The sequence below is a fragment of the Streptomyces sp. NBC_00353 genome (assembly GCF_036108815.1).
In the GTDB taxonomy this organism is placed as follows: Bacteria; Actinomycetota; Actinomycetes; order Streptomycetales; family Streptomycetaceae; genus Streptomyces.
Window position 1 is genome coordinate 7,456,772 of record NZ_CP107985.1, and the last position, 12,014, is coordinate 7,468,785.

Consider the following 12,014-nt stretch of genomic DNA (forward strand, 5'->3'; position numbering starts at 1 on the left):
TTGCTGGGATTTCTCTGTCAGGGGTGTGCGTGACGGCCGTCGAGTCCCGACCCGCAGGGGTCGCCTTGACTCCGAGCCCAGGGGGCCATCGCCCGTTCGGGGCCCGTGTCAAGGCATTCGTGGCGCTGACCAAGCCACGGATCATCGAGCTGTTGCTGATCACCACTGTTCCGGTGATGTTCTTGGCCGCTCAAGGTGTGCCCGACCTGTGGCTCGTGCTCACCACCACCATCGGCGGATATCTCTCCGCGGGCGGTGCCAATGCGCTCAACATGTACATCGACCGCGACATCGACGCGTTGATGGACCGTACGTCGCAGCGCCCACTGGTGACCGGCATGGTGAGTCCGCGCGAATGCCTGGCCTTCGGCATCGCCCTCGCGGTGATCTCGACGATCTGGTTCGGACTGCTGGTCAACTGGCTGTCGGCGGCGCTGTCGCTCGGCGCCCTGCTCTTCTACGTCGTCGTCTACACGATGCTGCTGAAGCGCCGCACCGCGCAGAACATCGTCTGGGGCGGCATCGCGGGCTGCATGCCGGTCCTCATCGGCTGGTCCGCCGTCACGAACTCGGTGTCGTGGGCCGCCGTCATCCTCTTCGCCGTCATCTTCTTCTGGACGCCGCCGCACTACTGGCCGCTGTCGATGAAGGTGAAGGACGACTACGCCCGGGTCGGCGTTCCGATGCTTCCGGTCATCGCCTCCAACCGGGTGGTGGCCCGGCAGATCGTCATCTACAGCTGGGTGATGGTGGCCGTCTCGCTGCTGCTGACCCCGCTCGGCTACACCGGCTGGTTCTACACCTCGGTGGCGCTGCTGACCGGTGGGTTCTGGCTCTGGGAGGCACACGGCCTGCAGAACCGGGCCAAGGCCGGGGTGTCCGGTGCCAAGCTCAAGGAGATGCGACTGTTCCACTGGTCGATCACCTATGTCTCGCTGCTGTTCGTCGCCGTCGCGGTGGACCCCTTCCTGAGGTGACCCCCGCTTCTGCTCCTGCCGACGGGCGGGTGACGTGGCCCATGCCACGTCACCCGCCCGTCGCCAGTTGATCTACCCGTCGGTAGCATCCGTTGCATGGCAGAGACGGCAGAAACCCAGCAGGTTGACGACAGCAAGCAGGCCGCCCGCGCGGAGCGCAGGGCGGCCAGGCTCGCCAAGCAGATCGGCGCCTTCGCCAAGGCGCACGGCGGCGCCGAGGGGCAGCTCGCGTACATCGGGCAGATGGGCACCCGCATCGTCCTGGTCGGCGCGGACGGCGGCTGGGGCGACCTGGTCGCACCGTCGTACGCGGTCGCCGAGAGCGCCACCGCGAAGGCCGGGATCACGATGCACGAGTCCTTCGACGGCGAGTTCGCCGCCAAGGTCCGCACCGGTCCCTACGAGTGGACGCGGATGGCGGGGATCCAGGTCGGCGGCCCGTCCAACAAGGCCTGACCGGACGCCCGGGCCGCACCCGAGGGCGTGCGGGGCGCGTATCCCGGTGGCGCAGGAGCAACACCCCGCACCGGGTTCACCCGTTAGGACGTGTACACACACGTCGTCGCAGGGAGCCCCGGATGACCGACATACTGCCCGTGGTGGATCTGGTCGATCAGCACTGCCACGGGGTGCTCCGGACCGAGCTGGGCCTCGGCACCTTCGAGGCCCGGCTGGCCACGGCCGCCACGGCCGGCGGGCAGCCCGCCCCCGGCACCACCTTCTTCGACACCCAGACCGGCTTCGCCGTGCGCCGCTGGTGCCCGCCGCTGCTGGGCCTCGAACCCCACTGCCCGCCGGCCGGCTATCTGGCCCGCCGCCGGGAACTGGGCGTGCTGGAGACCGGCCGACGGCTGCTGCGCGCCACCGGGGTCTCCACCTATCTCGTCGACACCGGGCTCCCCGGTGACCTCACGGGCCCCGCCGAGATCGCCGTCGCGTCCGGCGCCGACGCCCGCGAGCTCGTCCGGCTGGAGTCGCTGGCCGAGCAGGTCGCCGACACCTCGGGCACCGTCGAGAGTTTCCTCGCCAACCTCGCCGAGGCCGTGCACACCTCCGCCGCCTCCGCCGCCGCCTTCACCTCCGTCGCGGCCGCACGCCACGGTCTGGATCCCGACCCGGGGCCGCCCGGGCCGGGCGCGGTGCGCGGCGCGGCCGGGCGGTGGCTCGCCGGGCGGGAGGCGGAACGCAGAGCGGCACGCACCGGCTGGGGTGGCCCGCGTGCGCCGTACACGGCCCTCGACGACCCGGTGCTGTTGCGGCATCTGCTGTGGACCGCCGTGGCCTGCGGGCGGCCGCTGCAGTTCCATCTGCACTCCACCGACCCGCGGCGGCTCGCGGGCTTCGCCGCCGCCACAGCCGGGCTCGGCAGCGATCTGGTGCTGCTGCACAGCTACCCGTACCACCGGCACGCCGCGCAGCTCGCGAGCGTCCATCCGCATGTGTACGCCGACGTGGGAGCCGCCCTCGCCCGGACGGGGGCGCGCGCTGCGGCCGTCCTCGCCGAGGTCCTCGAGCCGGCCCCCTTCGGCAAGCTGCTCTTCTCCAGCGGCGCCGAGGGGCTGCCGGAACTCCATGTGGTGGGCGCGCGGCAGTTCCGCGAGGCGCTCGGCCGGGTGCTGGGCGGCTGGGTGGCGGACGGCGCGTGGTCGCGTGCCGATGCCACGCGGGTCGCCGCGATGATCGCCTCCGGCAACGCGCGCAGGGTGTACGGGCTGACGTGAGGGGGGCTCAGCCCTTGTCCTTCTTGTCCTTGTCGGGGGCCTTCCCATGGGATCCGGCCGCCGGAGCGAAGCGAGCTCCCTGTTTCTCGGCCCAGCCGCGGAAACCGGACATGTGGGTGGGCGTCGAGAAATGACCGGGGTCCTCTCCCGTGCCCGTGCGCAGCAGCACGTACTGGCACCCCTGGCAGTGCTTGAGGTCCGGTCCCTGCGTACCCCCGGTCGCGTACACCCGGTCCGCGAAGCGGGCGGCGCTGTCACGTTCTTGCACCGCGGTCCGGACCGAGGCACGGGCGATCGCGGCCCCGAGCGGGACCAGGACGATCATCAACCCGAGCCGGCGCCACGAGAAGTTCGCGAACAGGATGACCAGACCGATGACGACGACCAGCGAGGGCAGCGCGGTACTGACGCCGGGCAGCTTCGCCCGGGGGAGGGGCATCTCGTACTTCCCGCTCTCCGCGAGCGAAAGACCACGGTGAAAGCACCGGACGCGGTCCAGTCCCGTACACGAACCCATGTCCCACCCCAGAGACCGAACGAACGATCTGTGACGGCCTTCATGGTGGGGCCGGAGGGGTGTGTTCCTTGAAACCGTGACAGGAAATGGCCGAAAGGGGAGGGGAAGTGAGCCGATCGCCGCCCTTGCGCTCAGCCGGCGGCTGCGGGCTGCGGCTGTTCGGCGGCGGGGCCGGGGACGGAGGCGACGGCCGAGGGGCGCTCGCGCAGCGACAGCAGGACCCGCAGGACTGCGATCCACACCAGGCACGAGCCGAGCATGTGCAGCCCGACCAGGATCTCCGGGGTGTCGGTGAAGTACTGGACGTAACCGATCACGCCCTGCGCCATCAGCACCACGAAGAGATCACGGGTGCGGCGTTGCGGCCCGGCCGGTGCGTCGACGGCCTTCAGTACGAACCAGAGCGCCACCGTCAGCGCCACCACGACCCATGCGAGATCGGCGTGCAATTGCGCGATCATCTTCCAGTCGAGCGGGATGCGGTGGACATCGCTGGAGTCGCCCGCGTGCCGTCCGGCACCCGTGACGACCGTGCCTACCGCGATCAGCAGACCGGCCGCGGCCGTCAGCAGCCAGGTCAGCTGTGAGACCGCCTTGCCCACCAGCGGACGGGGCTCGCCGTCGCCCTCACGGACCCGCTGCCAGGTCACCACGGCGACCGTGAGCAGCGCCGTGGAGAGCAGGAAGTGCGCCGCGACGGTGTACGGGTTGAGGCCGACCAGCACCACGATGCCGCCGAGCACCGCATTGCCCATGACCACCCAGAACTGTGCCCAGCCGAGCCGGGTGAGGCTGCGCCGCCACGGCTTCGCCGAGCGGGCGGCGATGATCGTCCAGCCGACCGCCGCACACAGGACGTACGTGAGCATCCGGTTGCCGAACTCGATGGCACCGTGGAAGCCCATCGCGCTGGTCGCTGTCAGGGACTCGTCGGTGCACTTGGGCCAGGTCGGGCAGCCGAGGCCGGAGCCGGTGAGCCGGACAGCGCCGCCGGTCACCACGATGAGCACGGCCATCACGACGGCCGACATCGCCGCCCGGCGGACCGTCCGGGGGGACGGAGTCCAGCGTTCGGCGATGCAGAGAAGCGGGTTCCGCGCGGCTTGAGCGACTTCGGCTCGGGTCAGCTTGGGCACGCGCACCATCGTAAGCGGCGGCTTGTGCAAGCTTTCACGAGGGGGACGAGTTACCCCGAACCGTCGTGCCGGAGAGGTCCGTCCGCGGTCATTCCCAGCGGAAGAACTTCGCCGCCGCGCCGAGCCCGAGCACCGCCCAGACCGCGAGGATCCCGAGAGCCCGCCACGGCATCGAGGCACCGTGCTGGAGCACGTCCCGCAGTCCGTCCGACAGGGCAGCGATCGGCAGCAGTCCGAGCGCCGACTGCACCGCGCCCGGGAACTTGTCCAGCGGCACGATGACCCCGCCGCCGACCAGCAGCAGCAGGAAGACCAGATTGGCGGCGGCGAGCGTCGCCTCCGCCTTCAGCGTCCCGGCCATCAGCAGCCCGAGCCCGGAGAAGGCCGCGGTGCCGAGCACGAGGAGCAGCAGGACGGCGAACGGGCTGCCGTGCGGCGACCAGCCGAGCGCGAACGCGATCGCCGTCAGCAGCACGACCTGCAGCACCTCGGTGACCAGCACGGAGAGGGTCTTGGCGGTCATCAGACCCCAACGGGGCAGCGGTGAGGCACCGAGCCGCTTGAGCACGCCGTAGCGCCGCTCGAAGCCGGTGCCGATCGCCTGGCCGGTGAAGGCGGTGGACATGACGGCCAGCGCGAGAATGCCGGGCGCCAGGAAGTCGACGGACCTGCCCGCGCCGGTGTCCACGATGTCGACCGCGCTGAACAGCACCAGCAGCAGCGTCGGAATGATCACCGTCAGGAGCAGCTGCTCGCCGTTGCGCAGCAGCATCCGCGTCTCCAGCGCGGCCTGTGCGCCGATCATGCGGGGCAGCGGGGCGGCACCGGGCCGCGGGGTGTACGTACCGGCGCTCATGCGCGCAGCTCCTTGCCGGTCAGTTCCAGGAAGACGTCCTCCAGGGTGTGGCGCTCGACGGAGATGCCGTCCGGCATCACGCCGTGCTGCGCGCACCAGGAGGTGACGGTGGCCAGCAGCTGCGGGTCGACCTGGCCGGTGATGCGGTACGCGCCGGTGGTGAGCTCGGCCGCCTGCGTGCCGTCGGGCAGCGCCTTCAGCAGCGAGCCGAGGTCGAGACCGGGGCGGCCGGTGAAGCGCAGGGTGTTCTCGGCGCCGCCGCGGCAGAGCGTCTCCGGGCTGCCCTGGGCGATGACCCGGCCCGCGTCGACGATGGCGACGTCGTCGGCGAGCTCCGCGGCCTCGTCCATGAAGTGGGTGGTGAGGACGACCGACACACCGTCGGAGCGCAGTTCCCGTACGAGATCCCAGGTGGAGCGGCGGGCCTGCGGGTCGAGGCCCGCGGTCGGCTCGTCCAGGAACACCAGCTCGGGGCGGCCGACGACGGCCATCGCCAGGGCGAGCCGCTGCTGCTGGCCGCCGGAGAGGCGCCGGTAGGTCGTACGGCCGCAGCTGCCGAGGCCCAGGCGCTCGATCAGGGCGTCGACGTCCAGCGGGTGGGCGTGGAGTTTCGCCATGTGGCGGAGCATCTCGTCGGCGCGTGCTCCGGAGTGGACACCACCCGACTGCAGCATCACGCCGATCCGGGGACGGAGCTCGGCGGCGTCGGCGACCGGGTCGAGACCGAGGACGCGGACGGTGCCCGCGTCGGGCCGGCGGTAGCCCTCGCAGGTCTCGATCGTGGTGGTCTTGCCGGCACCGTTGGGGCCGAGGACGGCGGTGACCGCACCGGTGCGTATGCCCAGGTCGAGGCCGTCCACGGCGGTCTTGGTGCCGTACCGCTTCACCAGGCCACGGATCTGCACGACCGGCTCGTTCTTCATGGCCGGTAAGTCTAGGCAGCGGCCCGGCGGGTGAGTCCCCCGGGGCCGAATTAGGTAACCCTAAGTGACGAACTCCACCATTGATCGTTTCGGACCGTGGTTGTCAGGGCCGGAGGAATTACGCAACAATGGCGTTGTGAAATACCAGGGCGAGGCTCCGCAGGAGGAACTCGCGACCGGAGAGCGCTCGACGCGCAACCGGGTCGCGCGCTCCATCCTGGACCACGGCCCGTCCACCGTCGCCGATCTGGCGAAGCGCCTGGGGCTGACCCAGGCCGCCGTCCGCCGCCATCTCGACGCCCTCGTCTCCGACGGTGTCGTCGAAGCCCGCGAACAGCGGGTGTACGGGGCGCGGACCCGCGGCCGTCCGGCCAAGGTGTTCGTCCTGACCGACTGTGGCCGGGACGCCTTCGACCAGTCGTACGACAAGCTTGCCGCCGACGCTCTTCGCTGGATCGCCGAGACCGCGGGCGACGAAGCAGTAGTCGCCTTCGTCCGCGCCCGGGCCGCCGCCCAGTCGGTGGCCTACCGCAAGACGATCGACGCGGCGGACCCCGAGAAGCGCACAGAGGCGCTGGCCAAGGCCTTGTCGGCCGACGGGTACGCTGCTACGGCGCGAAGCGCGCCGGGCCCTCAGCAGGGCGAGCAGCTGTGCCAGCACCACTGCCCGGTCGCACATGTCGCCGAGCAGTTCCCGCAGCTGTGCGAGGTGGAGACGGAGATCTTCTCCAGCCTGCTCGGGACCCATGTGCAGCGTCTGGCCACCATCGCCCACGGCGACGGGGTGTGCACGACGTTCGTACCGCGCGGCGGACCCGCAACCGCACAGACCACCCCATCAGCATCTGCAAGCACGGCCGGGAGGAACCCCGCATGACGCTCCCCACGGAGACTGCCCACCCTGAGCTCGAGGGTCTGGGTACGTACGAATTCGGCTGGGCCGACTCCGACGCGGCAGGCGCGGCGGCCAAGCGCGGCCTCTCCGAGGCTGTCGTACGCGACATCTCGGCAAAGAAGAACGAGCCCGAGTGGATGCTGAAGCTCCGCCTCAAGGGCTTGCGTCTGTTCGACAAGAAGCCCATGCCGAACTGGGGCTCGGACCTGTCGGGCATCGACTTCGACAACATCAAGTACTTCGTGCGGTCCACCGAGAAGCAGGCGGAGTCCTGGGAGGACCTGCCCGAGGACATCAAGAACACGTACGACAAGCTCGGTATCCCGGAGGCGGAGAAGCAGCGCCTGGTCGCCGGTGTCGCCGCGCAGTACGAGTCCGAGGTCGTCTACCACCAGATCCGTGAGGACCTGGAGGAGCAGGGCGTCATCTTCCTCGACACGGACACCGCGCTGAAGGAGCACCCGGAGCTCTTCAAGGAGTACTTCGGCACCGTCATCCCGGTCGGCGACAACAAGTTCGCCTCGCTGAACTCGGCCGTGTGGTCCGGTGGCTCGTTCATCTACGTGCCGAAGGGTGTCCGCGTCGACATCCCGCTGCAGGCCTACTTCCGTATCAACACGGAGAACATGGGCCAGTTCGAGCGGACGCTGATCATCGTCGACGAGGACGCCTACGTCCACTACGTCGAGGGCTGCACCGCGCCGATCTACTCCTCGGACTCGCTGCACTCCGCCGTCGTCGAGATCATCGTGAAGAAGGGCGGCCGCTGCCGCTACACGACGATCCAGAACTGGTCGAACAACGTCTACAACCTGGTCACCAAGCGCGCCGTGGCGTACGAGGGCGCGACCATGGAGTGGGTCGACGGCAACATCGGCTCCAAGGTCACCATGAAGTACCCGGCCGTCTACCTGATGGGCGAGCACGCCAAGGGCGAGACGCTCTCCATCGCCTTCGCGGGCGAGGGCCAGCACCAGGACGCCGGATCCAAGATGGTCCACATGGCGCCGAACACCTCCTCCAACATCGTCTCCAAGTCGGTGGCGCGAGGCGGCGGCCGTACCTCGTACCGCGGTCTGGTCGAGATCGGCGAGGGCGCCGCGGGCTCCAAGTCCAACGTGCTGTGCGACGCGCTCCTGGTCGACACGATCTCCCGCTCCGACACGTACCCGTACGTGGACGTCCGCGAGGACGACGTGTCCATGGGTCACGAGGCCACCGTCTCCAAGGTCTCCGAGGACCAGCTCTTCTACCTGATGAGCCGCGGTCTGACCGAGTTCGAGGCCATGGCCATGATCGTGCGTGGCTTTGTCGAGCCCATCGCGCGCGAGCTGCCCATGGAGTACGCGCTTGAGCTCAACCGGCTGATCGAGCTGCAGATGGAGGGTTCGGTCGGCTAGCACAGCCTGACGACCGAATCCCCCGACTTTTGACAGAGAAAGCGAGCACTACGACAGCCATGGCTGAGGCTCAGAACATTCCGGCGGGGTCCACCACCACCGGGTCCATCGCGGTGGCCGCCGAGTCGACCGTCGCCACGCGCATGAGCGCGCCCCCGTCCTTCGACGTAGCGGACTTCCCGGTCCCGCACGGCCGCGAGGAGGAGTGGCGGTTCACGCCGCTGGAGCGGCTGCGCGGGCTGCACGACGGCACCGCCGTCGCGACCGGTGGCGCCGTCAAGGTCGCGGTGGAGGCCCCCGAGGGCGTCACCATCGAGACCGTCGGCCGTGACGACGCCCGGCTCGGCCGGGCCGGCACCCCGGTGGACCGCGTCGCCGCCCAGGCGTACTCGTCCTTCGAGCAGGCCTCGGTCATCACGGTCGCCAAGGAGGCCGTGCTCACCGAGCCGATCCGGATCGCCGTGCACGGCGAGGGCGGTGTGGCCTACGCCCACCAGGTCGTCGAGCTGGGAGCCTTCGCCGAGGCCGTCGTCGTCATCGACCACACCGGTGACGCGGTCGTCGCCGGCAACGTCGAGTACGTCCTCGGTGACGGCGCGAAGCTCACCGTCGTCTCCGTCCAGGACTGGGACGACACCGCCGTCCACGCCGCCCAGCACAACGCGCTGATCGGCCGGGACGCCACCTTCAAGTCGATCGTCGTCACCTTCGGCGGCGACCTGGTCCGGCTCCACCCGCGGGTCGCCTACGCGGGCACCGGCGGCGAGGCCGAGCTCTTCGGTCTGTACTTCACCGACAAGGGCCAGCACCAGGAGCACCGCCTCCTGGTCGACCACAACACCCCGCACTGCAAGTCCAACGCCGTCTACAAGGGCGCGCTGCAGGGCCAGGACGCGCACGCCGTATGGATCGGTGACGTGCTCATCCAGGCCAAGGCCGAGGGCACCGACACGTACGAGATGAACCGCAACCTGGTTCTCACGGACGGTGCGCGGGTCGACTCCGTGCCGAACCTGGAGATCGAGACCGGCGAGATCGTCGGCGCCGGTCACGCCTCCGCCACCGGCCGCTTCGACGACGAGCAGCTCTTCTACCTGATGTCCCGCGGCATCCCGGCCGAGGAGGCCCGCCGACTCGTCGTGCGCGGTTTCTTCGCCGAGCTCGTCCAGCAGATCGGTCTGCCGGACGTCGAGGCCCGTCTGCTCGACAAGATCGAGGCCGAGCTGAAGGCTTCCGTCTGATGGCCTTCGTCAAAGTCTGTGCGCTGAGCGAGCTGGAGGAGGACACCCCGAAGCGGGTGGAGCTCGACGGTACGCCGGTCTCCCTGGTCCGCACCGAGGGCGAGGTGTTCGCGATCAACGACATCTGCTCGCACGCGAACGTCTCACTGTCCGAGGGAGAGGTCGAGGACTGCATGATCGAGTGCTGGCTGCACGGCTCCAGCTTCGACCTGCGCACCGGTAAGCCGTCCGGCCTTCCCGCGACGCGCCCCGTCCCCGTATACCCCGTCAAGATCGAAGGGGACGATGTGCTCGTCTCCGTCACCCAGGAGTCCTGAGTCACCCATGGCAACGCTTGAAATCCGCGACCTGCACGTCTCCGTCGAGGCCGACAACGCCACGAAGGAGATCCTCAAGGGCGTCGACCTGATCGTGAAGCAGGGCGAGACCCACGCCATCATGGGCCCCAACGGGTCCGGCAAGTCGACCCTCGCGTACTCCCTCGCGGGTCACCCCAAGTACACGATCACCAGCGGCACGGTGACCCTGGACGGCGAGGACGTCCTGGCGATGACCGTCGACGAGCGCGCCCGCGCCGGCCTCTTCCTGGCCATGCAGTACCCGGTCGAGATCCCCGGTGTCTCGGTCTCCAACTTCCTGCGTACCTCCGCCACCGCCGTCCGCGGCGAGGCGCCCAAGCTGCGTACCTGGGTGAAGGAGGTCAAGGAGACGATGGCCGACCTCCAGATGGACCCGGCGTTCGCCGAGCGCAACGTCAACGAGGGCTTCTCCGGCGGTGAGAAGAAGCGCCACGAGATCCTTCAGCTGGAGCTCCTCAAGCCGAAGGTCGCGATCCTCGACGAGACCGACTCCGGCCTGGACGTCGACGCCCTGCGCGTCGTCTCCGAGGGCGTCAACCGGGTCCGCGAGACCGGCGAGGTCGGCACGCTGCTGATCACGCACTACACGCGGATCCTCCGTTACATCAAGCCCGACTTCGTGCACGTCTTCGCCAACGGCCGTATCGCCGAGTCCGGCGGCGCCGAGCTCGCCGACAAGCTGGAGAACGAGGGCTACGAGGCATATGTGAAGGGTGGCGCTTCCGCGTGACACAGCTGCCGGGCCTCCTCGACACCGAGGCGATCCGCAAGGACTTCCCCCTGCTGGATCGTACGGTCCACGACGGGAAGAAGATCGTTTACCTGGACAGCGCGGCGACTTCGCAGAAGCCGCGCCAGGTGCTCGACGCTCTCAACGAGTACTACGAGCGGCACAACGCCAACGTCCACCGAGGTGTGTACACGATCGCGGAGGAGGCCACGGCGCTGTATGAAGGCGCCCGTGACAAGGTCGCCGCGTTCATCAACGCGCCGAGCCGCAACGAGGTGATCTTCACCAAGAACGCCTCGGAGTCGCTCAACCTGGTGGCGAACATGCTCGGCTGGGCCGACGAGCCCTACCGGGTGGACCACGAGACCGAGATCGTCACCACGGAGATGGAACACCACTCCAACATCGTGCCGTGGCAGCTGCTCTCGCAGCGCACCGGCGCGAAGCTGAAGTGGTTCGGCATCACCGACGACGGCCGCCTCGACCTGTCCAACATCGACGAGATCATCACGGAGAAGACGAAGATCGTCTCCTTCACGCTGGTCTCCAACATCATGGGCACGATCAACCCGGTCGAGAAGATCATCCGCCGCGCCCAGCAGGTCGGCGCGCTGGTCTGCATCGACGCCTCGCAGGCCGCCCCGCACATGGTGCTCGACGTGCAGGCGCTGCAGGCCGACTTCGTGGCCTTCACCGGTCACAAGATGGTCGGCCCGACCGGCATCGGTGTGCTCTGGGGCCGCCACGAGCTGCTGGAGGACCTGCCGCCGTTCCTCGGTGGTGGCGAGATGATCGAGACCGTGTCGATGCACTCGTCGACATACGCCCCGGCGCCGCACAAGTTCGAGGCGGGTACGCCCCCGATCGCGCAGGCCGTCGGCCTCGGCGCGGCCGTGGACTACCTCTCGGCGATCGGCATGGACAAGATCTTCCAGCACGAGCACGCGATCACCGAGTACGCGGTGAAGCGTCTCCTGGAGGTCCCGGACCTCAAGATCATCGGTCCGGCCACCGCGGAGGACCGCGGCGCCACGATCTCGTTCACGCTCGGCGACATCCACCCGCACGACGTGGGCCAGGTCCTCGACGAGCAGGGCATCGCGGTCCGGGTCGGACACCACTGCGCACGGCCGGTCTGCCTGCGGTACGGAATTCCTGCGACGACGCGAGCGTCGTTCTATCTGTACTCCACGCCTGCCGAGGTCGACGCACTGGTGGACGGTCTGGAGCACGTACGGAACTTCTTCGGCTGAGGGTTG

General features: G+C 69.2%; 13 protein-coding genes. 9 read left to right on the forward strand and 4 right to left on the reverse strand.

The features are described 5' to 3' along the window. The first annotated feature begins 23 nt into the window (after nucleotides 1-23). The 3 genes from OHA88_RS33590 to OHA88_RS33600 all read left to right on the forward strand — a co-directional run bounded on the left by OHA88_RS33590 (nucleotide 24) and on the right by OHA88_RS33600 (nucleotide 2,698). Nucleotides 24-977: a heme o synthase gene (locus OHA88_RS33590; protein ID WP_328628257.1), complete on the forward strand. Its 954-nt coding sequence runs from the start codon at nucleotides 24-26 to the stop codon at nucleotides 975-977. A gap of 96 nt (nucleotides 978-1,073) precedes the next feature. Next, nucleotides 1,074-1,433, forward strand: a complete 360-nt coding sequence (locus OHA88_RS33595) for a hypothetical protein (RefSeq protein ID WP_326631180.1) — start codon at nucleotides 1,074-1,076, stop codon at nucleotides 1,431-1,433. A 122-nt stretch (nucleotides 1,434-1,555) separates the two neighbouring features. Further along, nucleotides 1,556-2,698: an amidohydrolase gene (locus OHA88_RS33600; protein WP_328628258.1), complete on the forward strand. Its 1,143-nt coding sequence runs from the start codon at nucleotides 1,556-1,558 to the stop codon at nucleotides 2,696-2,698. A 7-nt stretch (nucleotides 2,699-2,705) separates the two neighbouring features. Here the strand turns inward: OHA88_RS33600 and OHA88_RS33605 are convergent, their stop codons facing one another. The 4 genes from OHA88_RS33605 to OHA88_RS33620 all read right to left on the reverse strand — a co-directional run bounded on the left by OHA88_RS33605 (nucleotide 2,706) and on the right by OHA88_RS33620 (nucleotide 6,130). Next, entirely contained in the window at nucleotides 2,706-3,137 is a 432-nt protein-coding gene (locus tag OHA88_RS33605; RefSeq protein ID WP_328628259.1) for a hypothetical protein, read from the reverse strand. A gap of 209 nt (nucleotides 3,138-3,346) precedes the next feature. Beyond that, nucleotides 3,347-4,360, reverse strand: coding sequence for a COX15/CtaA family protein (locus OHA88_RS33610; RefSeq protein ID WP_328628260.1), 1,014 nt, complete (start codon nucleotides 4,358-4,360; stop codon nucleotides 3,347-3,349). A gap of 79 nt (nucleotides 4,361-4,439) precedes the next feature. Next, the gene (locus tag OHA88_RS33615; protein ID WP_328628261.1) at nucleotides 4,440-5,207 is read right to left on the reverse strand and encodes an ABC transporter permease; all 768 of its coding nucleotides are present in this window, start codon (nucleotides 5,205-5,207) and stop codon (nucleotides 4,440-4,442) included. Beyond that, nucleotides 5,204-6,130, reverse strand: coding sequence for an ABC transporter ATP-binding protein (locus OHA88_RS33620; protein WP_267005777.1), 927 nt, complete (start codon nucleotides 6,128-6,130; stop codon nucleotides 5,204-5,206). The genes OHA88_RS33615 and OHA88_RS33620 overlap by 4 nt, the downstream gene beginning before the upstream one ends. A gap of 136 nt (nucleotides 6,131-6,266) precedes the next feature. Here OHA88_RS33620 and OHA88_RS33625 point away from each other — a divergent pair, with 136 nt between their 5' ends. Genes OHA88_RS33625 through OHA88_RS33650 form a run of 6 tightly spaced genes read left to right on the forward strand, consistent with a single transcriptional unit; the run spans nucleotide 6,267 to nucleotide 12,008 of the window. Continuing rightward, nucleotides 6,267-7,007 carry a helix-turn-helix transcriptional regulator gene (locus OHA88_RS33625; RefSeq protein WP_328628262.1) on the forward strand — a complete coding sequence of 247 codons (741 nt, stop codon included), beginning with the start codon at nucleotides 6,267-6,269 and terminating at the stop codon, nucleotides 7,005-7,007. Continuing rightward, nucleotides 7,004-8,425 carry a Fe-S cluster assembly protein SufB gene (gene sufB, locus OHA88_RS33630; protein WP_267005779.1) on the forward strand — a complete coding sequence of 474 codons (1,422 nt, stop codon included), beginning with the start codon at nucleotides 7,004-7,006 and terminating at the stop codon, nucleotides 8,423-8,425. The genes OHA88_RS33625 and sufB overlap by 4 nt, the downstream gene beginning before the upstream one ends. Nucleotides 8,426-8,484: 59 nt before the next feature. Beyond that, entirely contained in the window at nucleotides 8,485-9,666 is a 1,182-nt protein-coding gene (sufD, locus tag OHA88_RS33635; RefSeq protein WP_326631192.1) for a Fe-S cluster assembly protein SufD, read from the forward strand. After that, entirely contained in the window at nucleotides 9,666-9,983 is a 318-nt protein-coding gene (locus OHA88_RS33640; RefSeq protein ID WP_030919832.1) for a bifunctional 3-phenylpropionate/cinnamic acid dioxygenase ferredoxin subunit, read from the forward strand. Before sufD ends, OHA88_RS33640 begins: the two co-directional genes overlap by 1 nt. Nucleotides 9,984-9,990: 7 nt before the next feature. Further along, nucleotides 9,991-10,755 (forward strand): Fe-S cluster assembly ATPase SufC, encoded by a 765-nt coding sequence (gene sufC / locus OHA88_RS33645; RefSeq protein ID WP_030919835.1) that lies wholly within the window; start codon nucleotides 9,991-9,993, stop codon nucleotides 10,753-10,755. After that, entirely contained in the window at nucleotides 10,752-12,008 is a 1,257-nt protein-coding gene (locus OHA88_RS33650; RefSeq protein ID WP_326603016.1) for a cysteine desulfurase, read from the forward strand. The genes sufC and OHA88_RS33650 overlap by 4 nt, the downstream gene beginning before the upstream one ends. The last annotated feature ends 6 nt before the right edge of the window (nucleotides 12,009-12,014 follow it).

Coding starts and splice junctions, on each gene's coding strand:
- OHA88_RS33595 (WP_326631180.1), top strand. CDS start 1,074: ATGGCAGAGACGGCAGAAACCCAGCAGGTTGACGACAGCAAGCAGGCC.
- OHA88_RS33600 (WP_328628258.1), top strand. CDS start 1,556: ATGACCGACATACTGCCCGTGGTGGATCTGGTCGATCAGCACTGCCAC.
- OHA88_RS33605 (WP_328628259.1), bottom strand. CDS start 3,137: ATGCCCCTCCCCCGGGCGAAGCTGCCCGGCGTCAGTACCGCGCTGCCC.
- OHA88_RS33610 (WP_328628260.1), bottom strand. CDS start 4,360: ATGGTGCGCGTGCCCAAGCTGACCCGAGCCGAAGTCGCTCAAGCCGCG.
- OHA88_RS33615 (WP_328628261.1), bottom strand. CDS start 5,207: ATGAGCGCCGGTACGTACACCCCGCGGCCCGGTGCCGCCCCGCTGCCC.
- OHA88_RS33620 (WP_267005777.1), bottom strand. CDS start 6,130: ATGAAGAACGAGCCGGTCGTGCAGATCCGTGGCCTGGTGAAGCGGTAC.
- sufB (WP_267005779.1), top strand. CDS start 7,004: ATGACGCTCCCCACGGAGACTGCCCACCCTGAGCTCGAGGGTCTGGGT.
- sufD (WP_326631192.1), top strand. CDS start 8,485: ATGGCTGAGGCTCAGAACATTCCGGCGGGGTCCACCACCACCGGGTCC.
- OHA88_RS33640 (WP_030919832.1), top strand. CDS start 9,666: ATGGCCTTCGTCAAAGTCTGTGCGCTGAGCGAGCTGGAGGAGGACACC.
- sufC (WP_030919835.1), top strand. CDS start 9,991: ATGGCAACGCTTGAAATCCGCGACCTGCACGTCTCCGTCGAGGCCGAC.